Annotated in this window: 18 protein-coding genes; 16 read left to right on the forward strand and 2 right to left on the reverse strand. The window is 47.9% G+C overall.

Annotated features, from left to right (window positions below):
• Nucleotides 1-286 precede the first annotated feature (286 nt).
• From GA003_10850 to mrdA, 5 genes are all read left to right on the forward strand, one after another.
• On the forward strand, nucleotides 287-556 hold the full coding sequence (locus GA003_10850) for a twin-arginine translocase TatA/TatE family subunit (GenBank protein ID QXD26547.1): 270 nt from the start codon (nucleotides 287-289) through the stop codon (nucleotides 554-556).
• Nucleotides 557-616: 60 nt separating this feature from the next.
• Nucleotides 617-1,645, forward strand: a complete 1,029-nt coding sequence (locus GA003_10855; protein QXD26548.1) for a rod shape-determining protein — start codon at nucleotides 617-619, stop codon at nucleotides 1,643-1,645.
• A gap of 212 nt (nucleotides 1,646-1,857) precedes the next feature.
• The gene (locus GA003_10860) at nucleotides 1,858-2,508 is read left to right on the forward strand and encodes a rod shape-determining protein MreC (protein QXD26549.1); all 651 of its coding nucleotides are present in this window, start codon (nucleotides 1,858-1,860) and stop codon (nucleotides 2,506-2,508) included.
• Nucleotides 2,501-3,040, forward strand: coding sequence for a hypothetical protein (locus tag GA003_10865; protein ID QXD26550.1), 540 nt, complete (start codon nucleotides 2,501-2,503; stop codon nucleotides 3,038-3,040). The genes GA003_10860 and GA003_10865 overlap by 8 nt, the downstream gene beginning before the upstream one ends.
• Complete coding sequence (gene mrdA / locus GA003_10870; protein ID QXD26551.1) at nucleotides 3,037-4,923, forward strand: penicillin-binding protein 2; 1,887 nt, start codon at nucleotides 3,037-3,039, stop codon at nucleotides 4,921-4,923. The genes GA003_10865 and mrdA overlap by 4 nt, the downstream gene beginning before the upstream one ends.
• Here the strand turns inward: mrdA and GA003_10875 are convergent.
• Both GA003_10875 and tsaD read right to left on the reverse strand, forming a co-directional pair.
• On the reverse strand, nucleotides 4,920-5,723 hold the full coding sequence (locus tag GA003_10875; protein QXD30411.1) for a transglutaminase-like domain-containing protein: 804 nt from the start codon (nucleotides 5,721-5,723) through the stop codon (nucleotides 4,920-4,922). The two genes, mrdA and GA003_10875, sit on opposite strands and share 4 nt — an antisense overlap.
• Nucleotides 5,724-5,848: 125 nt before the next feature.
• The gene (gene tsaD / locus GA003_10880; GenBank protein ID QXD26552.1) at nucleotides 5,849-6,877 is read right to left on the reverse strand and encodes a tRNA (adenosine(37)-N6)-threonylcarbamoyltransferase complex transferase subunit TsaD; all 1,029 of its coding nucleotides are present in this window, start codon (nucleotides 6,875-6,877) and stop codon (nucleotides 5,849-5,851) included.
• A 125-nt stretch (nucleotides 6,878-7,002) separates the two neighbouring features.
• Between tsaD and ffh the strand changes: the two genes are divergently transcribed.
• From ffh to GA003_10935, 11 genes are all read left to right on the forward strand, one after another.
• Nucleotides 7,003-8,364 (forward strand): signal recognition particle protein, encoded by a 1,362-nt coding sequence (gene ffh / locus GA003_10885; GenBank protein ID QXD26553.1) that lies wholly within the window; start codon nucleotides 7,003-7,005, stop codon nucleotides 8,362-8,364.
• 29 nt (nucleotides 8,365-8,393) lie between these two features.
• A complete protein-coding gene (locus GA003_10890; protein ID QXD26554.1) occupies nucleotides 8,394-9,080 on the forward strand; it encodes an HAD family hydrolase in 687 nt (228 codons plus the stop codon).
• 133 nt (nucleotides 9,081-9,213) lie between these two features.
• Nucleotides 9,214-11,553, forward strand: a complete 2,340-nt coding sequence (gene purL / locus GA003_10895; GenBank protein QXD26555.1) for a phosphoribosylformylglycinamidine synthase subunit PurL — start codon at nucleotides 9,214-9,216, stop codon at nucleotides 11,551-11,553.
• The gene (gene purM / locus GA003_10900; protein QXD26556.1) at nucleotides 11,550-12,596 is read left to right on the forward strand and encodes a phosphoribosylformylglycinamidine cyclo-ligase; all 1,047 of its coding nucleotides are present in this window, start codon (nucleotides 11,550-11,552) and stop codon (nucleotides 12,594-12,596) included. Before purL ends, purM begins: the two co-directional genes overlap by 4 nt.
• Nucleotides 12,596-13,852: a phosphoribosylformylglycinamidine synthase I gene (gene purQ / locus GA003_10905; GenBank protein ID QXD30412.1), complete on the forward strand. Its 1,257-nt coding sequence runs from the start codon at nucleotides 12,596-12,598 to the stop codon at nucleotides 13,850-13,852. The genes purM and purQ overlap by 1 nt, the downstream gene beginning before the upstream one ends.
• 4 nt (nucleotides 13,853-13,856) lie before the next feature.
• Nucleotides 13,857-14,822: a phosphoribosylaminoimidazolesuccinocarboxamide synthase gene (locus GA003_10910; GenBank protein ID QXD26557.1), complete on the forward strand. Its 966-nt coding sequence runs from the start codon at nucleotides 13,857-13,859 to the stop codon at nucleotides 14,820-14,822.
• Entirely contained in the window at nucleotides 14,819-16,735 is a 1,917-nt protein-coding gene (locus tag GA003_10915; protein ID QXD26558.1) for an amidophosphoribosyltransferase, read from the forward strand. Before GA003_10910 ends, GA003_10915 begins: the two co-directional genes overlap by 4 nt.
• 5 nt (nucleotides 16,736-16,740) lie before the next feature.
• Complete coding sequence (gene purD / locus GA003_10920) at nucleotides 16,741-18,066, forward strand: phosphoribosylamine--glycine ligase (protein ID QXD26559.1); 1,326 nt, start codon at nucleotides 16,741-16,743, stop codon at nucleotides 18,064-18,066.
• A complete protein-coding gene (gene purN / locus GA003_10925; protein ID QXD26560.1) occupies nucleotides 18,067-18,687 on the forward strand; it encodes a phosphoribosylglycinamide formyltransferase in 621 nt (206 codons plus the stop codon).
• Nucleotides 18,688-18,741: 54 nt separating this feature from the next.
• The gene (locus GA003_10930) at nucleotides 18,742-19,221 is read left to right on the forward strand and encodes a GNAT family N-acetyltransferase (protein QXD26561.1); all 480 of its coding nucleotides are present in this window, start codon (nucleotides 18,742-18,744) and stop codon (nucleotides 19,219-19,221) included.
• Nucleotides 19,218-21,608 (forward strand): hypothetical protein, encoded by a 2,391-nt coding sequence (locus tag GA003_10935; GenBank protein QXD26562.1) that lies wholly within the window; start codon nucleotides 19,218-19,220, stop codon nucleotides 21,606-21,608. Before GA003_10930 ends, GA003_10935 begins: the two co-directional genes overlap by 4 nt.
• Nucleotides 21,609-21,629: the final 21 nt, after the last annotated feature.

The following is a 21,629-nucleotide window of genomic DNA, read 5'->3' on the forward strand; positions in this document are numbered from 1 at the left end:
GCAGCACAAGCTTGGAAATTATGGCCGTTTTAAGGCCAACTGGTATACGCACTCAAAGGAGCGTTGGAATGATAATTTTGAGCGGCGAGCCAGCGATCGGTCTAGAAGTTGTGCAAAAAATACAGCCATAACCCCATTTTTCCCAAAACTGTGTATAGTAAAGAGTTTGAAAAAACAGAGTTCTCACTTCAAATAAAACCCAAAAAATCATTTATGCCTCTCCCTAGCTCTTGTCTTGCACAATCTACGGGCATAGCTCAATAATCACCATTACCTTTTAATTATTATGACACTACCCACCCAATCACTCGCGTTTTTACAATCCCTGGGACCCATGGAAATCTTTGTCGTGGTTTTCATCATCTTACTGCTATTCGGGGCAAAGAAATTGCCTGAATTAGCTCGTGGAATGGGAAAAGCGATGAAAGAATTTAAAAAGGCTACCAAAGATGTCGAAGATGATATACGGACAGCCATGGAAGAAGAGCCAGAACCCGCTCCGCGCCAAACCAAGCCTGTTCAATCGGAACCAGTCTCACCGGAATCCGACAAATAATAGCTTCCTTCGTCTCCCATCTATCTCAACTCGCACTAATCTGATTCACACTCACTCCCTATGATAGGACGCTTCTTTGGATTTCTTTCAAGCGATATTGGAATCGATTTAGGAACAGCCAATACGCTTGTATTTGCCAAAGATAAAGGAATCGTCCTGCGAGAACCCAGCGTGGTCGCTATCCACACAGGGACTCGAAAAGTGCACGCAGTAGGCTTGGATGCCAAAAAGATGCTGGGAAGAACACCTGGCAACATTACGGCACTTCGCCCCATGAGAGATGGTGTGATCGCCGACTTCGAAATCACCGAGGCCATGCTGCGTTACTTCATCAAGAAGGTGCACAGTAACATGAGTGTTGTTCCTCCCAGAGTAGTAGTTGCAGTACCTTCCGGAATCACAGAAGTAGAGAGAAGAGCAGTTCGTGAGTCGGCCATTCATGCCGGAGCACGCGATGTATTGTTATTGGAAGAGCCCATGGCTGCAGCTATAGGCGTAGGACTTCCTATTGATGAACCAGCAGCCAACATGATTGTCGATATCGGTGGAGGTACCACGGAAGTTGCTATCATATCCTTAGCAGGAATTGTTTACTCAAAGAGTATTCGTGTGGGAGGAGATGAACTGGATGCGGCTATCATCAACTACATGAAACGAGCGTATAATCTTCTCATCGGTGAACGAACCGCAGAGGAGATTAAAGTAAAGGTCGGATCAGCAGCTCCACTCGACGAAGAATTATCTTTAGAAGTAAAAGGCCGTGACTCCGTTGCAGGCCTACCCAAAACACTTCACATTAGTTCGCAAGAAATCCGCGAAGCTCTGACCGATACCATCAATGCAATTGTGGATTTGGTAAGAAATGCGCTGGAACGCTGCCCACCGGAACTCTCGGCTGACCTGGTTGACCGGGGATTCGTTTTAGCCGGAGGTGGCGCCATGCTCAAAAACTTCGACCAGCTCTTAAGTGATGCGACGGGACTGCCCGTAATTATCGCCGACGATCCACTGAGTGCGGTTGCACATGGTACGGGTGCAGTCTTAGAAGATTTAGCATCCCTACTCGGTGAAGTATCCAGCCCTCGTTGAGCCTTTAATAAAGCAAACCGTTTCCTCCGTTGTCCAAGGAACGTAACCAAAGATTAAGACCACTGATCGCTTTAGGTCTGGTACTGTTCGCCTGGATACTTATTCCGACTTTTTTCAAAAAGGTCACAGAGGACTTTTTCTATGAATTCCAGGCACCTTCCTGGATCGGTGGCACCTTAGTGCGAAACGTTCAAAAATTCTGGACGGGACGAATGGAGTCTAAAAAAAGTTTGATCGAAGAAGGGCGAGACCTAGCCAGGCTTAATGCGACACTTCAATATCAGATCCAGCAACAAGACTCCCTGGCCGCTCAAGTTGATAGATACGAAGAACTATTCAACCTCCCTTCCCTTCCAACCTATCAGGCCGAAGTGGGTCGCATAGCTAGAAGAGATACAAACGGCTGGTGGCAGGAGATTACCATCCAAAAGGGTATGAATTTTGAGATTCCTGAGGGCGCGCCTGTCGTATATTCTGGAGGCGTGGTTGGCAAAGTTCGAAAGGTAAACATGACCACCTCAATCATCGATTTGATTACCTCCCCCAATATCCGATTAGCTGCTGTGTTTGAGGGAGACAAACGACCTGTCCTGTACCAAGGCTCAATTTCGACACCCTTCACCCCACCTAAAGGAACCGTGCAAAACGTTCCTACAGACATCCAAATCAACAAAGATCATCCTCGCCGACTCATGACTTCTGGCTTGGGAGGGGTATTTCCTGAAGGCCTCACAATTGGTTGGGTCCAAAGCTTGGAAGCTTCCAGTGATGGTTTATTCCAAAGCGGCGAAGTCATCCTTTCAGACGAACTGAATACAATACGAGAAGTTGCCATCCTGAGAACACTTGAAAGCGATGGATAAGAATCCCGAATCGTACCAGTGGCTCATTCTTTTCATCCTCTACGGTATCGTTCTCATACTACTGAGCCAACTAAACCAATCCCTGGCAACCGTTTCACTGTTTCTGTTTATGAATGGCCTGCTGGTTTCATTTCCGGCGCTCTTTCTGCCCTTGGGGCAAGGCATAACAGCAGTCTTTCTATTTAGTATCTTTTACGACTCTGGTGAATCCTGGAACATCGGGGTTAGCCTTGTGCCCAATTTAGTCACATTCACAGCACTCTATTACCTAAGAGACAGAATTCAGTACGATAACCGCAGCGCATACAAAATGGTGGTACTAGTCGTAAACCTGATCCTATACCTTTACTACACCATATTGGCAGGAAGCACCTATGGAGTAACTTCACAGTTTGTTTTCTTGAACCTTCTTCACTTGCTTGTGTCAGAATTGGTATTGTTCCTTGTCGCAGGATTACTCATTAGTTACCAGAAGGATGTCTTGCGCATGTTCAACATCGACGTGGATGCATCTCTGCGCGCTGCCAAATGAATATCATAGAAATATTTCGCAACTATAATGCCCGGTTAAGGCTGGTTACTTATTTGTTGCTTGTGATGCTCATCGTTCTCTCTGGCGGACTCGCCTACAGACAGCTTTTCAGATACTCGGAATACTCCGAAAAAGGTGAACGCCAGAGTCTTCGAAGAATTATCGTCCCAGGACCGCGAGGCAACATCTATGATCGTGACGGCAGGCTCTTAGTCGGCAATCGTCCTCGGTATTCAGCCGATGTGTTTCTTAACGAGCTACGACCAGAGTTCCGGGCAGAATTCAAGAAACTCAGAGATCACTACGATACCCTGCCCGAAGAACAGGTAACCAAAACTGGAGATATCAATATCGAAGCACGGCGCAATGTTGTACAGCGATACATCAATCAAGTCGGGAAAATCCTTGGTAGAAGCCTGGAAATTGATTCGAAGGAAATCGAGCGACACTTCGGGCAACAACTTTTACTCCGCTTCCCTCTCATCAACGACATGGATCCGGAGGAGTATGCTCTTCTTCTGGAACAGATCCCGGTTCAGTCGCCCATTCAAATTTTTGCGTCAAACGCTCGCTACTACCCTTATGGGTCACTTGCAGCACATACTTTGGGCTGGGCAGGCAATACCCAAGAAATGGACACAGATAATTTGCCTGGGGATAAACTCATGACCTTTCAGGAACGAGGTTATGAAGGAAAATCCGGCATTGAAAAACAATTTGACGAGGAACTTCAGGGAGAAAGTGGTTTGGAGATTTGGGTCGTAGATCCCTCGGGTTTCCAGTTTGAACCTAAAGTTACGAATACTCCTATTCAGGGGAAAGACCTTCAGATCACCTTGGATTCTGAATTGCAGGATATTGCGGAAATGGCTCTGGGAGACCAAAAAGGTGCCGCGATCGCACTGGATACAAAACGAGGTGATATATTGGTCATGGCCAGTAAGCCGGATTATGATTTAAATGATCTTAGCCCCTACATGTCCAACACGGTCGCCAGAGATATCAACGACCGAGGCGCCTGGATCAATCTCGCCTTCCAGGGACTTTACTCCCCTGGCTCAACCTTCAAAATCGTCACTAGCCTGGCTGGGTTAAGAAATGGATTTATTGATGGCGAAACCATGTCTCACTGCACAGGTAGCTACACGGTCGGCCGTCGGAATTTTCGCTGCTGGAACAGGCTCGGCCATGGGGATGTTACCATCCACGAAGCTATCCAACACAGCTGCAATGTATACTTCTACCAGCACGGTCAGGACATAGGCGTGAATTACATCAGCGCTGAAGCGAGGAGGTTCCACTTAGATCAACCCACCGGTGTCGAATTACCCTTTGAGGCGACAAAGATGATTGTTCCTTCGCGAGAGTGGAAACGGGAAACTCGCAATGACGCCTGGTATCCAGGTGATACCGCCAATTTCTCTATAGGACAAGGAGACCTCCGAGTAACGCCGCTTCAAATGGCTTGCTTTACAGCCGCGTTTGCAAGGAGGGAAACAGAGTTTAAGCCCACCATCCTTTACGACCCCTACCGTCAAGCCATTCCAAGCAAGCGAGACATTAAAGTATCCGAAAGCGACTATAACTTGATTCTCGATGGCATGGAAGCAGCAGCAACAGACGGCACGGCAAAGCTCATTAAGGTACCTGGCGTCCGTATCGCAGCGAAAACGGGAACGGCTCAGGTGCAAACTCCTGATGGGATGCGTCACTTGGCTTGGTCCATTTGCTTTGCTCCAATTGAAGATCCTGAAATTGCCATCGCGGTCATGATTGATGGACAATTCGGAGACTCTTTAGGTGGCGGATCGACCTCAGTTCCTATTGCTCAGCCCATCTTACAAAGATTTTTTGAAAAGATGGGACATGTAGCGTCTCGCTAGATAGTTTTGATCAGTTTACGAGCACGCTTAAGAACTGGACTTACCGTAGGCCATCGATCGACCGATCCAAATCGAATAATGTGTAGATCACTCATCGATTGAAGAATGTCATCGGAGGGCTGATTACTCTCCAAGCGTAGATGGTATTTCATCAAAAGTTTTCCAGCCAATACACGATCTTTCAGTTGAATGACTCGTTTTCGCTTTCGTGTACCAAAGAACTTAAAATAAGCTCTCGCTCGTAAACGGCTTAAAAGTATGCGAACCAGGAGATAGATCAAAAACAAGAAGCCGAAGGTTAATCCAAATAAAGTCATCCTTTCCTTATTAAAAGGATCCTGGAGCATGGCCTTAAACTCACCACTAATTGCCTTAAGCTTGGCGCGAATGTTTTCCATCAATGCTTCCATCGTGATGGAAAATACATTCACCATCTCAATTTGGTCCTGGTTGTCGAAATTTACTACACGGCGGTACCAGAGTATGCGCAAACTGTCCACGTAAGCAGTAATACTCGAATCTACAAAAGACTCCACCTCTGTCGTCGCTTGATTCAAATTGATTATATCTTGAGTGCCACCAGGCGTGGGGTCTATTCGTACCCAGTAATTGTCACCATCGAATACTTCTACCCATGCATGCGCTTCCGCATTCTTCACCATGAAGTAATTCTCAAACCCATTCCATGTTCCTCCATGGAACCCGGTAACCACTCGGGCAGGAATTCCAGCAGTTCTGCACAACAACACCAAAGCAGCTGAAAAATATTCACAATGCCCTCTGGTTCCTAAACTTGAAATTCAAACCGACTGCCTAAAGGGTTTTCAGGTTACGGCAGGGCTTTAACAGATTTTTCATAGGGGTTTTTAACCAGATAGAAGGGTCAACTTAAAGTTTTTACAAACGGTCCACGAGCAAGCAAAATTCAACCCACTTTCCAGCTGGGATTTACTTCCAATCCATTGCCATCCTCCACAATTCCCAAAGGATCCATAAAGGCCGCAAAACAGATCATTCCGGCATTATCGCCCGTTTGCTTGGGTTCTGCAACCAACAAGGGAACCCGCGTCTTTTCAGCCACTTTCTCAAATGCCGACTGCAATATCCTATTGTTGGCAACTCCTCCAGATAACCCCAGACTCTTAAAACGTCCCCTCTTCAGGACGGATTTTGTCTTAAGCGCCAAGGCATCGACCACGGCTTGCTGATAACTAGCGCAGATATCACTCATGGCCTCTTCGAGGTCGGCATCAGACATCTTTTCAAGCCGATAGCGCAGACTCGTTTTCAATCCAGAGAAACTGAATTTCACTTCAGGAGATTGAACCATCCCTCGAGGGAATTCGAATCGTGTTGCGTCGCCATTCAGGGCGGACTTCTCAATCAAGGGACCTCCCGGATAAGGCATGCCGAGTAGTTTCGCCCCCTTATCGAGTGCTTCGCCGGCAGCATCATCTATCGTCTCACCAAGCACCGTCAGCTTTCTGTCCTCATCGATCTCGAAAAGCACCGTATTTCCACCCGATACAATGAGGCCCAGATGGGGTAACAACTTACCAAAGGTCTCATCAAAGCCACTTGGGTTATCTGCATGCATGGCTACAAACGGAGAAAAGACATGCCCTCTCAAATGATTCACACCGACTAAGGGTAAATCCAACGCCAAAGACAAACTCCTGCCCAGAGCAATTCCCAGCGCTAGGCAACTCGCCAAACCAGGCCCCGAAGTTACGGCAATCATGGTCAGCTTCGAAAGTGGCACGGTCTGCTCAAGCTGCTCTAACAAAGGCACGAATGCCTCCAAGTGCTCCCTACTCGCAAGTTCAGGAACAATCCCGCCATATTCCTGGTGAGTTTCAATCTGAGAATATACAAGATCAGCCAGCAATCCTTTCTGCGGATCAAACACTGCCAGGGCCGACTCGTCGCAGGAACTTTCTATTCCCAAAATCATAGCGCAACCATTGGCTCCTTCCCCCAACGAGCAACGAAAAAACTAAGACTCATTCTTTTTCGTCGAAATAATTTGAAACGCGGGAAAGCATCCTCTTAATTCCCGACCTTTGCTACCTAGCTACCATGTTCGATAACCTGACCGATAGAATTGGAAAGACCATCCGCGATCTCCGCGGGGTTGGAAAACTTTCCGAGGACAACATGACTGAGGCCTTGAAAGAGGTCCGCACTGCCCTGCTCTCTGCAGACGTCCACTTCAAGGTCGCTCGTCAGTTTGTAGACCAAGTAAGAGAAGCCTGCATGGGACAAGACGTCCTGGCATCAGTAACTCCAGGGCAGCAAGTTGTAAAAATCATCAACGACGAGCTCGTTAAGCTCCTGGGTGAAGGTACGGCTGAACTTTCCGAAAACCGCCCACTCAAGATCATGATGATCGGACTGCACGGCGCCGGAAAAACGACTTCATCAGCCAAGCTCGCCCGCCACCTCAAAAAACGAGGCATGAAAACGCTCGTGGTTGGTTGCGACGTTTACCGACCTGCTGCTATCGACCAATTGGAAACCCTAGCTAAACAGGAGGAACTGCTGTTCTTTGCTGACCGAAATCCTAAGGACGTACCCTCCATCGGCATGAAGGCCGTTCGTTACGGAAGCGAAAAACAAGCAAATGCTATCATTTTCGACACCGCCGGACGTTTACAAATCGATGGGGATCTCGTTGAGGAGCTAAAGAAGCTCCACAAAACCATCCAACCCGACGAAGTCTTACTCGTAGGCGATTCGGCACTTGGACAGGAGGCTGTGAATGTAGCAAGCCACTTCCATGAAGAAGTCGGTTTAACCGGTATCATTCTAACGAAATTAGATGGTGATGCCCGAGGTGGAGCCGCACTTTCCATGAAATCCATCACCCATGTGCCGATCAAGTTTGCAGGCACCGGGGAAAAGATGGACGACTTTGAGGTCTTCCACCCAGACCGTATGGCCGGTCGCATTCTTGGCATGGGTGATGTGGTGACCCTGGTTGAGCAAGCCCAGGAAAAAATTGATCAGGACGAAGCTGAGCGCATGGCCGAAAAAATGCGGCGTGCCGAATTCGATCTAAATGACTTTCTGTCACAGATTCGGCAGGTGAAGAAGATGGGGCCCTTAGACAAAGTCATGGGCATGATGCCTGGGATGAGCGGCATCGAAGTAGGCGATAAAGAAACCCGCCAAATGGGGCAAACGGAAGCTATCATTCTTTCCATGACTCCCTACGAGCGAACCAAGCCAGGGATTCTAAATGGCAGCCGCCGCATGCGAATTGCCAATGGTTCGGGAACGAAAGTCGCCGACGTCAATGCACTCCTCAAGCAATTCACCCAGATGAAGAAAATGATGAAGATGATGAAGAGTGGTAAGATGAAGCGCATTCAGAAGATAATGGGGAAAAAAGGCGGGATGGGAGGCTTCCCAGGCGGAGGATTCCCTGGGAAATTCTAAACTCTTCCAAGAAAACCAAAAGCTGTTTAATGAACCTCATCCAACTCGACATAGACGGCACACTGGTGGACTCCATGCCTCTGGAGAACGAACTCTATCCCAAGGCCGTCTGTGAAACTCTAGGAATTAAAGAGATCAAAAGTGATTGGTCAGCTTACACCAATACTACTGACAGCGGCATCCTCAGGGAAGTCATGCGCGAAGAGCTCAGTCAACTATGCCACCCGGAGCATGTTGAGAAATGCAAAGAGAGTTTCCTCAAACTCTTAGGATCCCAAATTGAAAATAATCCACGAGCCCTATCCCCCATTCCCGGTGCCATAGAATTTGTCGAATACCTGGCTTCGCATAAACAGCATAAGTTTGCAGTGAACACAGGTGCCTGGCGTGAGTCTGCAGAGCTAAAGCTTACTACAGCAGGATTCGATTTTAGCGATTGGATTCTCTACACCTGCAGCGAACACGAATATAAGAAGGAAGCAATGAAGTTCTCCCATATGGCCGCGAGACAGGAATATGGAGGCGACTTCGAAAACATTCTTTATATTGGCGATTCCAGGTCGGACCTTCGATTTGCCAACGAACTAGATTATGAGTTTCTGGGACGTGGCGAGGAGTACATGAGCCCCAACATCTGGGGAGTTGAGGGTATCAAAGACTTCATCGACATTCGGCTGGTTGAAGGACGAATCAACCGAGCCTTTCAAGCCACCTAGAGACAAAATCCAGTATTGAAAAATGGCAGTTATTCACAAAACACCACAATGTTAAATATCTGCCTTGCACTGGACATACCTTTTAGGAATATGACTTCTTTTACTCGTCCACCCTACTATCCATTCCGCATAAATGTCCCAAACTGACGAGCACCTGGACTTTAACGAGAAGACAAACGAAGAGATTCAGCAATTGCTGAAGGATTACAATCTCGCACTGACTCCAGACGAAGCACTGAAGATTCAGAATGAGATTCTTGAACGTCCCCCGACTCTCGCTGAATGCGTTCTTTGGTCGATCCAAGGATCTGAACACTGCTCCTATAAAAGTAGCCGTGTACATCTTGGGAAATTTGTTACCGATGGACCCAATGTCATTCTCGGCCCCAAAGAAGATGCGGGCATTGTTGGAGTGGCGACGGACCATGCAGGCAAGCGGTACGGCATAGCCCTCTCCCATGAGTCCCACAACCATCCTAGCCAGATCGTTCCCTACGAAGGAGCGGCCACTGGAGTGGGAGGCAATGTAAGGGACGTCTGTTGCATGGGTGCCAAAGTGATCGCGATCGGTGATGGCCTTCGGTTTGGCGACATCAAGCAGCCCAAGTCAAAGTGGATTCATGAAGGAGTAGTAGCAGGTATTGCCGGCTATGGTAACCCACTCGGAATACCCAACGTCTGTGGTGACCTCTACTACCACCCAGGATACAATGAAAACTGTTTGGTCACCGTCCTTACACTGGGGGCTATAGCCGAAGAAGACATCATCCACTCTTTTGCTCCTGAGAATGCTAATGGCTACGATTTGATTCTCATTGGAAAGCCAACAGACATCAGTGGATTTGGCGGAGCCTCATTTGCATCGCTTGAACTAGAGGAAGAAGAAAAAGAAAAGAACAAAGGCGCGGTTCAGGATCCAAATGCCTTTCTTGAACGTCATATTTTGAAGTCCACCTACGAGTTGGTAAAGATCCTCAAAGAAAAGAATCTCATCGACCGCGTTGGATTTAAAGACCTGGGAGCGGGAGGAATTGCCTGTGCCAGTGTGGAAATCGCAGATGCGGCCGGCTATGGCGCGGATGTGTTTCTAGACGATGTCCATCTAGGGATGGAAAACCTGGCTCCGGCCGTGATCCTATGTTCCGAAACCCAGGAACGGTTCATGTGGGCCACACCGTCTGAAGTCACACCCCTCATTCTCGATCATTATAACAAAACCTTCGACTTTCCCAACATCTCCGAAGGAGCTGCCGCCTGCGTGGTAGGTAAAATTCGCGACGACGGCCAATTCAAGGTCACCTATAAGGGACAGATCCTTGTCGACGCTAAAGCGAAGGAAGTTACGGAAGGTCTCGTCTACGATCGACCTTACAAATATACCAAGCCAGAGCTGACTGAACCTGAGGTGGCAGAACCCTCGGATTACTCTCAAACACTCTTGGACCTACTGGCCCACGAGAATATTGCTTCAAGAGCTCCGGTCTTCGAAACCTACGACAAGCAAGTTCAGGGTAATACCGTTCTTGAAGCTGGGCAGGCCGACGCAGGCGTCATCAAACCCTTTCAAGGTATAGAATACCCGGAAGAAATCCAAAATACCGGTATCGCTGTCTCACTCGACCAAAACCCACGCTACGGCCTGATCGATGCAAGATTTGGAGCCATCAACGCGGTGGTAGAATCTTTCCGCAATGTGGCCGCCGTTGGCGGTTCACCACAAGCGGTTACCGACTGCCTCTGTTTTGGAAATCCTGAAAAGGAAAGCCAAATGGGAGCCTTCGTGGAAGGCATTCATGGCGTGGCTGATGCCTGCAAAGCGATTCACTTAAAAGAACATCCAGGTAACGCGGTCCCCATTGTGGCCGGCAATGTATCTTTATACAATGAATCGAAAGCTGGCAGTATTCCTCCTAGCCCGGTCATCGGTTGTCTGGGTCGCTTGGAGGATGCGTCGAAAGCAGTGGATGCAGCTTTCAAGGAATCCGGGTCTTCAATCATCCTCATCGGAGCACGCAAAGACGAACTCGGTGGATCTATTTACTACGATTTACACAACGAGCTCGGAGCCAACGTTCCTGAACCGGATCTAGTTGAAGTGCAGGCGCAGATCTACGCTATGATCGACCTCATTGATGCTGAATGGGTTCGTGCCTCCCACGATATATCCGAAGGAGGAACAGCAGTCGCCCTTGCCGAAATGAGTTTTTCTAACGAAATAGGTTTCGAAGTTTCCATCGACTCCGACCTCCCCCAGTCCCGTGTCCTTTTTGCAGAAACAGGTGGTTTCTTGATAGAAGTGGCACCTGAACATGAATCCTCAGTTCTTCAACTTCTCAACGAACGTGACCTCAATCACCAACGCATTGGCACAACGACCCCAAACCAACGACTAAAAATCAACGACTCCATAGACCTGACTTTGACCCAAGCGAAAGATCGCTGGCAAAACGGTCTTCGTGAAAAATTACTATGAGCAAAATCGACTACAAATCAGCTGGCGTTGACATCGATGCTGGAAACGAAGCGGTAGACCGCATCAAAGATCACGTCAAAAGTACGTTCTCTCCACACGTGCTCACCGGACTCGGTAGTTTCGGTTCAATGTTCGATCTGACCGAGATTGTCCAAGGCTATGAAAAGCCCGTCATGATCCAGAGCATCGACGGAGTCGGAACAAAAGTTTCAGTCGGTAAAATGGCCGGCAAGTTCTATGGATTAGGTATCGATGTGGTTAGCGCTACTAGCAACGACATCATAGTGCACGGAGCGACTCCCCTCACCTTTCTTGACTACATCGCAAACTCAAAACTGGTTCCTTCCATCGTTGAGGAAATCGTCCGAGGGATGACCGACACATGTAAGGAGAATGGGATATCCCTCGTAGGTGGTGAAACAGCTGAGATGCCAGGCACGTACCAAAGAAATGAACACGATATCGTAGGTTGTGTGACTGGAATCGTTGAGCGAGACAAACTCATCAATGGATCCACCATTCAGCCCGGAGACGTGATCATCGGCTTGGCCTCTTCAGGATTGCAGACCAATGGTTACTCACTGGCACGCAAAGCCTTTTTCGAAGTAGGAGGATACACAACCGAAAGCAATATTCCTGAATTGGGAACAACCGTAGGAGAAGCCCTGCTTGCTCCTCATGTAAACTACAAGCGCCCCGTATTCGAACTCATCGAATCGGAAGTAGAAGTTCACGGCATGGCCCACCTCACAGGGGGAGGATTTTTTGAAAACGTACCTCGTATTCTTCCCAATAACTGCCGTGCAGAGATTGATATTCGCAAGTGGCCCAACCTCCCGGTCTTCGAAGTCATCCAGCAAATTGGCAATGTGGAAGTCCACGAGATGTTTCGCACATTCAATATGGGCATTGGTTACATCATCGTAGTTCGAGAAAGCGATAAAGATGCGGCCATGAAAATCCTCAGTAACTATGAGGACATTCCTGCCTATGAAATCGGACAAGTCATTGAAGGCCCCTGCGACGTGCATTTACACAAATGATCAAAATCGCCATTATTCAGTTTCCCGGTAGCAACTGCGAAACAGAGTCAATCGCTGCCGTCAGACGTGCGGGAATGGAACCCGTAGAGTTTCTCTGGAATCAATCCTACGAGCTTCTTAAAGTATTCGATGGTTATGTAATCGTAGGAGGATTTTCCTACGAAGACCGCTCTCGAGCAGGAGTCATTGCTTCTTTGGATCCGGTCATGAAGATTATCCGCGAACAATCCGAATCTGGAAAACCTGTGCTCGGCATATGCAATGGCGCACAGATTCTCGTAGAAACCGGAATGGTGCCTGGATTAAAAAACTACCGTATCGGTCTCGCACTGGCCCCCAACCGACGTGAAAAGGACGGACACATTTTGGGCACTGGTTTCTACAATGTATTTGCCCATTTGAAAGCCAGTATAGATTCCAACCGCACTGCTTTCACCCGCCATCTGAAAGAAGGAGAAACCATTCATATCCCTCTCGCTCACGCAGAAGGTCGGTACATCATTCCGGACGAACTCCTCCAGGAGATGATTGCCAACGGTCAAACGCCGTTTCGCTACAGCGATGCTGCAGGAGAAATCGTAAACAGCTTCCCTACCAATCCAAATGGTTCCGTTCACAATTTGGCCGCTATTTCCAATCCAGTCGGGAACGTCATGGCCATCATGCCCCACCCGGAACGTGTGGCAGCAGGCGATCCCATATTTTCTTCTATGCGGGAGTATATTGAAGAAAATCAACAAATTGATCAAAGCGCATGCACCTTCAAGGCACCTAAGATCGAAGTGGGCCAGTATCAGGCTAAAGAAAGTGCGTTTGAGCTACCGATCAATCTCGTCATTACCGACAACACTGCTCACTCCGTGCATAAGGCACTTGAAGTTGCGGGCATAAAAGTTGGGATTACCAGAAAGACTCATTGGGAAGTTCAACTGAACGAAGCTGCGGAAAGCATTCGAGACCAAATCATCGAAACCGGTGAGCTCTTCAACTCTAACAAAGAATACATCACTGAAATTCCTGAAAGTGACTCGAAAATCCGCATCCTTGTCCACGATAAGGAAGACTTAGTCGGAAAGCAGAAACTCGAGACCTTGGAAGATCGCTTTCACATAGAAGGAATTAAGGAGATCAAACGTTCGACCCTCTGGGAAATCGAATTGGAAAACTCAGACGATCAAGAAACGCTTCAACAAATTTTGGACACCCACATTTTGTTTAATCCGTTCTACCAAGACGCAGTTTACTACTCTGCCTAATGTCATGGAACGCCTAGAAATTATCCGCTCCCAAATCAGTAACTGCCTCACCGAAACGAACCTTCCGGGTGAAAAGATCCAGGGGAAGGTTCGAGATATTTATCCTGGAGAGAAAGAGGTCACCTTTGTCAGCACTGATCGCTTGAGTGCCTTCGATCGCGTATTGGCAGCGATCCCTTTTAAAGGCCAAGTTCTCAATCTTACAAGCAAGTGGTGGTTTGAGAAGACAAGCCACATCATCCTCAATCACTTTGTGGCTGCCCCCGATCCAGCCGTTACCATTGGGAAGAAATGTGAAGTGTTCATGGTAGAGTTTGTTGTTCGTGGATACATAACTGGATCCACCAGCACTTCCATTTGGTCTCATTACAAAAATGGCAGTCGAAACTATTGTGGCAACGACCTGCCAGATGGAATGGTGAAGAGTCAGAAACTCGAAACGAATATCCTCACTCCAACCACCAAATCCGAACACGACGAACCAGTAAGCCTGGAGGAGATCATAGCTCGGGGAATCATGAACGAAGAGGATCTCGAAGTTTGCTCGAAGGCGGCGTTGGAATTGTTCGCCTATGGCCAAGAAGTGGCGAAAGAGCATGGCCTCATCTTAGTCGATACCAAATACGAATTCGGCAAGGATGCGGATGGTGTGATTCGCCTCATTGACGAAATCCACACGCCCGATTCCAGCAGATACTGGCTCGCTGATTCTTATGAAGCGCGTTTCCAAGCCGGTGAGAATCCTGAGAACATCGATAAAGAATTTATTCGTCTCTGGTTCAGTGATCATTGCGATCCCTATCATGACGAAGTTCTTCCTCAAGCCCCCAACGATCTGATCGTTGAGCTCTCCAGCCGCTACATGCAACTCTACGAAATGATCACGGGACAATCCTTTCGAATGGGTGACCTTGAAACCCCTGCTATGGAACGTATCGCAAAAAACCTGCAAACGAACGTAAGTCAATGAGCGACCCGATCAAACACGAATGCGGCATCGCACTCGTTCGGCTTAAGAAGCCTCTTTCTCACTACCAAAGGAAATACGACTCCGCACTCTGGGGTTTCTTCCAACTTTTTCTTCTTATGGAGAAGCAGCACAATCGCGGACAGGATGGCTCCGGCGTGGGTGCTCTAAAGCTCGATGTCGATCCTGGTAAACCTTACATGTTCCGTGAGCGGAGCGTAGAGGCCAATTCCATGAACCGGATATTTGGGCGACTACTGGAGGACTTTAACAAAAAGGTCGATGCGGGTATTATTCATCCCGAATTCCCGGCCAGCGTAAAAGGAAACTTTGATTTTGGAGCAGAGATTTTCCTTGGTCATCTAAGGTATGGGACTTCAGGAGGTTATACTGAGACCAGCTGCCATCCATACTTTCGTCGTAACAATTGGCCGACACGTAACCTGATGGTTGCCGGCAATTTCAACATGACGAATACAGGCGAACTAAACGAACGCCTGATCGACCGCGGGCAACACCCCATCTTCGACACGGATACTCAAACCATACTCGAAGAAATCGGTTACCACTTGGATGAAGAGCACCGGCGACTCTACCATGAGAACAGAGATGTTAAAGGACTCTCCGGCATGGATAATTCCAAAGCCATTTCGGAGAAACTGGACGTAGCGGAGATCCTTAAGGAATCGAGTAAAGAATGGGACGGCGGTTACGCCATCGCAGGCATGATCGGCAATGGTGATTGTTTTGCTACCCGGGATCCTTGGGGCATTCGGCCTTTTCACTACTTCGAAGATGACGAAGTCATAGCCATCGCTTCAGAGCGCGCCCCGCTAATGACGGTCTTTTCCAAGTCAGTTGAAGACATCCATGAAATCAACCCGGGCGAAGCCATCATCGTAAAGCGCAACGGCAAGCTTGAGAAATGCCAGATTCGTGATCAGCAAGAACGAGTGTCCTGCACCTTCGAGCGCATCTATTTCTCTCGTGGTAACGACCATGATATTTACCAGGAACGCAAAGCCCTGGGAAAAGCTTTGGTAAAACCGATTCTCAAAACCATTAATAAAGACCTCGAGAATTCGGTATTCAGCTTCATTCCGAATACGGCTGAAGTGGCCTACTACGGTCTCATGGACGGGCTTCATGAAAAACGGCGAAAAGCGGTTAAACAGGAGATTCTTGAACAGGCACAAAATGGAGGTATTGACGAGGGGTTCCTGGACAAGGTCATCATGAGCAACTGGCCACGATCAGAAAAGGTGGCACTGAAGGACATCAAACTCCGCACCTTTATCAGCCAGGAAAAGGCACGAACGGACTTAGCGTCTCACGTTTATGATATTTCCTATGGCTCGGTAGCAGAAACTGACAATTTGATTTGTCTTGATGACTCGATCGTTCGAGGCACCACTCTAAAACAATCGATCGTCAAGATCTTGGCCCGACTTCGGCCCAAACAAATTATCATCGTTTCGACAGCGCCACAGATCCGATATCCCGATTGCTATGGTATCGACATGTCTCAGTTGCATAAGTTTATCGCCTTTGAAGCGGCGATTGAGCTCCTGATCGACCAAGGACGGGATGGGCTTATTCGCGATGTTTATATGGACTGCCTTGAACAGTCGAAAAAGCCGGTAGAACTACTGACGAATAAAGTGAAGCGTATTTATGACTGTTTCACTGATGAGGAGATTTCTGCAAAGATCAGCCAAAAAGTTCAACCAGATCTGGATTTCTGGAATGGCAATCTCACCATCATTTACCAGAGCATTAAGAACCTCCGAAAAGCCCTGCCTGAACATAAAGGAGACTGGTATTTCACGGGAGAGTATCCTACCCCAGGTGGATACCGTGCTTTGAATCAGGCATTCATTAACTATTTTGAAAACCGAGGTGGCAGAAGCTACTAATCCTCATGAGTGATCAAGACCCCATTATTCTGCTCATTGGTTCGGGTGCACGCGAACACGCATACGCAAAGTCCATCGCATGCTCCAACCGTTCCCACACACTGGTTACATTTGGATCCAGCCAAAATCCAGGCATCGCAGAGTTGTCTGCCACTTACATGAGCGGCTCGATCACAGATCCGGAAGCCGTGGCCCGTTTTGCGCAGGAACAAAAAGCGACCTTGGCTATCGTTGGCCCCGAAGCACCCCTGGAAACCGGCGTCGCCGACAAACTGTGGGACATTGGAATTCCTGTAGTGGGACCCAAGCGAGAACTGGCAATGCTCGAAACAAGTAAGCAGTTCACCCGCAATTTAATGGCCGATTACAACATTCCAGGATGTCCGGCATTTAAGCATTTTGATAGTGTCGATGGTGTAGAGCAATTCCTTCAATCCCTCGGCGAAAATTATGTGGTGAAAGCAGATGGATTGATGGGAGGCAAAGGGGTGAAAGTTTCCGGGGATCACTTACATTCCCATGCAGAGGCCCATGAGTATTGCCAGGAACTTGTTGATGCGAATTCCACTTTTGTAATTGAGGAAAAGTGCATTGGAGAAGAGTTCTCCATGTTCAGCTTCTGCGACGGAATTACCCTCAAACACATGCCACCGGTTCAGGACCACAAGCGCGCATACGTGGATGACAAGGGACCCAACACAGGCGGAATGGGATCCTATAGTGATGCGAATCATAGTCTTCCTTTCATCAATCAAAAGGACATTGCGGAATCCCAAGAGATTAACCGCCTGGTAGTTGAAGCATTAAGAAAAAAAACCGGCGAGGGATACAAAGGCATACTCTACGGAGGCTACATGGCGACTAATCAAGGTGTCCGTGTCATTGAATTTAATGCACGATTCGGAGATCCAGAAGTCATGAATCTGCTTTCGTTACTGAACGCCGATCTTATTGAAATCTGTCTAGCCATCGGGAACGAAACGCTGGATTCCGTCGACGTCGATTTTAAACAACAAGCTTCGGTCTGCAAATACAGCGTCCCAGAAGGATACCCTGACAGCCCTGAAAAGAATTTCCCGGTAGACATAAGTACCATTGAAAAACCAGACCAACTCTTTCTCGGTGCGGTCGATATGCAAGATGGGCAACTGGTTGCAACCGGTTCTCGTACCGCAGCTGTAGTTGGACTGGCTGATACGATTACGCAAGCCGAGGAAGAAGCAGAGCGCTTGGTCAATCAGGTAAGTGGAAAGCTATTTCACAGGCCCGATATTGGAACGGAAGCATTGATCAACAAGCGTGTTCAACACATGAACCAGCTTCGCGGATAAATGGCAGAAAAAACAGTAAAGGTTGCTGTCCTGGGATCGACCCGTGGGTCTTCCCTCCAACCTGTTATCGATGCGATTGAATCCGGGGAACTCAGCGCCACCATCGTCGCTGTGATCAGTAACCGAAAAAAATCCGGCATCCTGGAGCGAGCGAGATGCCATAACTTGCCTGATCATTTTATTTCGGCCAAAGACAAGGAGCGGGAGGACTTTGATAAAGAAGTCACTCAACTCCTGCACGAGGTGAATGCTGAATTAGTCCTCTGCATCGGCTACATGCGTTTCCTGTCGGCCGATTTTGTGCACCATTGGTTCGGCAAAGTGGCCAATGTTCACCCGTCCCTTCTTCCCAAGCATCCCGGATTGATGGACCTTGATGTTCACCAGGCAGTGATTGATGCCAACGACAAGGAAACGGGTTGTACCGTTCATCTCATCGATGAAGGTGTAGACTCCGGACCCATTCTCATTCAAAAGCGTATTCCAGTAGAGGCCAACGACACGGCAGAGACCCTGAAGGCGAAAGTTCAACCTCTGGAAGGCATGGCATTTATTGAACTCATTCACAAATGGCCCCTGGAAGGTATTCCACAAGAGGAGTACGTCCAGCAACAGAAGTAGCGATTGCGAGAACAATCCTATTGCATCTACGAAAGCCAAAGTGAAGATTGTGGCATGTCTTTAGAGATAAGAAAATCCACTCCCGATGACGTGGGAACCATTCTCGGTCTCATCTATAAATTAGCTGAGTATGAAAAGCTCACGGACATGGTTACCGCAACGGAAGAGCAACTACAGGAAACCATGTTTTGCGAGCAGCCCTACGCTCATTGCCAACTCGCATTCTGGAATGGTGAGCCCGTTGGCTACGCTCTCTACTTTTTCAATTACTCCACCTTCCTGGCTCAACCGGGGCTCTACTTAGAAGATCTTTTTGTAGTCCCAGAAAATAGAGGCAATGGCATTGGGAAAGAACTACTGCTTTCACTCGCTCGAGAAGCCAAAGATCGGAATTGTGGCCGCATGGAATGGATGGCCTTGGATTGGAATACACGAGCACATGATTTTTATTTGAACCTGGGTGCTAAAATGCTTGAAGAATGGAAGCTATTTAGAGCCACGGGAGAATCCTTGGATAAGTTGGCAAGCTTATGAGCAAATTCAGCGTTGCTGTCCTTTTTGGAGGACCGTCTGCAGAGCGTGGCATATCACTCAACTCCGCACGGTCGGTAGTCGATCACTTGGAAGATCTGGAGATCATTCCCATCTACTACAATCTCCTCAAACAAGCGTTTCTCATTGATCGCAAACAGCTTTATTCAAATACGCCTTCCGACTTCGATTTTAAAATCAAAGAGCTAGGCAAAGCTCTAACTGAGTCTGAATTGATAGAACTTCTACAATCGGCTTCCATCACCTTCCCCGTGATTCATGGTGCATTTGGTGAAGGTGGAGAGTTAGCCGAGTTCCTCGAAACACATAAGATCCCGTTTGTCGGAAGCAGCAGTGACTCGGCTAAGGTAGCCTTCGACAAATTTGATGCTGCCTGGTTATTGGAACGTGAAGGATATTTCTCCCCACCCAGTCTCTTACTCGAAGCTGCCGAAGATGATGACAACCTTGCCCGAGTTGAGTCCTTTTTTGATAACAATCAACTCGCGCGCGCGATCCTGAAACCAGCTCGATCAGGTTCGAGTATCGGTGTCACAGAAGTCGCATCTCCCGAACAATGCCTGGTGGCGTTTAAAGGCATGCTATCCGAAGGCATCGATCAACGTTTCGTATTAGAACCGTTTGCTCAGGGAAAAGAGTTTACGATTATCGTTCTTCAGAATGAAGATGAACAACCCGTAGCACTGCTGCCCACGGAAATTGAGATCACTGACAAAAGCCAATCACTGTTCGACTACCGTTTAAAATACTTACCCACCCGCCAAGTGGCCTACCATATGCCACCGCGTTTTTCAGATGAAACCGTGGAAACTATTCGCACTCAGGCTGAGTCAATATTTACGACTTTGAAGCTCTCTGATGTCGTTCGAATTGATGGCTGGGTCATGGGAGACGGAAATGTATGGTTCTCGGATATCAACCTGGCGAGTGGACTTGAACAAAATAGTTTCTTCTTCCTTCAAGCCGCCTACTTAGGTTGGAGCCATGCTGAAGTCCTTCACTACATTTTAAAGAGCACTTGCTACAGAAAAAACCTGACTTCCCCTCCCCAGCTTACATCGAACACCGAGACCTCAAAGGAAAAGGTGCGAGTGTTGTTTGGAGGAGATAGTTCAGAGCGACAAGTTTCTCTAATGAGTGGCTCCAATGTCTGGCTCAAACTAAGAAAGTCCGATCGTTTTGCACCCTCCCCTTACCTCCTCGATCAGGATGGATTTATTTGGAGCCTGCCCTACGCGGCTACTCTTCGCCACACCGTTGAAGAAGTCGGGGCCGCCTGCAGACAAATGTTAGAGGAAGGTCACCGACTCGAATCCTATAGAAAAAAGATTTTTCAATCCATGGATGGATCTGGAGACAAGTTTGAGCCATTACCATCTCCATCCTGCATGACCATGGAAGATTTCCTGCAGGATAAAACAACCGTCTTTCTGGTCATTCATGGAGGCATCGGAGAAAACGGTGAACTCCAATCAGCCCTGACAAAAGAAAAGATTCCATTCACTGGATCCTTAACGGCCTCAGCGCGCCTTTGTATGGACAAATACGAAACCGGAAAGGCACTTGAGAAATATGGGAAATACGGAATTTTAATCGCCGCCAAGAAGAAGCTCGATACGCGAACTCTAATTAAACTCAAAGAAGAAAGTCTAAAAAAGATTTGGAACACGATGGAGGAGGATTTGCACAGCAAGAGCTTGATCGTGAAACCACTTTCCGATGGTTGCTCCTCCGGTATTGTACGTCTGGATAGTTGCGAGGATCTTAAGATCTACCTGAATCTAATTGATAAAGGGCTTCCAAGAATTGGCCCTGGAGAGCTGAAACATGTCAGATCTCCCGTAGAACTACCACAGACCCTGCCTGAGTTTCTTCTCTTTGAAACTTTTGTGCGAAGTGATCGACCACTCATTCAAAAGGATGAACTAAAATGGGAGAGTCATTCCGGATGGGTTGAAGTTACCGTCGGAGTCCTCGGAGCCCGAGGCCAAATGAGAGCCCTCAAACCCAGTATCACCGTGGCCAGCGGAGAAATCCTCTCCCTTGAAGAAAAGTTCCAAGGAGGCACAGGCGTAAATATCACTCCCCCACCTGAACCGTGGGTATCTCAGGAAACCTGGCAAAAAGCACAGGCGAAGATTGAATTCGTGGCTCAAAAGCTTGGTATCAATGGCTTCGCACGTATTGATGCTTTTCTGCAGATAGAAACGGGCAATATTCTTGTTATCGAAGCCAATTCAATTCCTGGACTGACTCCTTCGACCGTCATTTATCACCAAGCCTTGGCTGAAGAGGAACCGATGACGCCAACTGCCTTCCTCGAGGCGATTCTAGACAATAGAAATCTATTTAAGTCTAAAAATAGTTAGACATAAGGTAGAGATTTACAC

It is taken from the genome of Opitutia bacterium ISCC 52 (assembly GCA_014529675.2).
In the GTDB taxonomy this organism is placed as follows: Bacteria; Verrucomicrobiota; Verrucomicrobiia; order Opitutales; family UBA2995; genus UBA2995.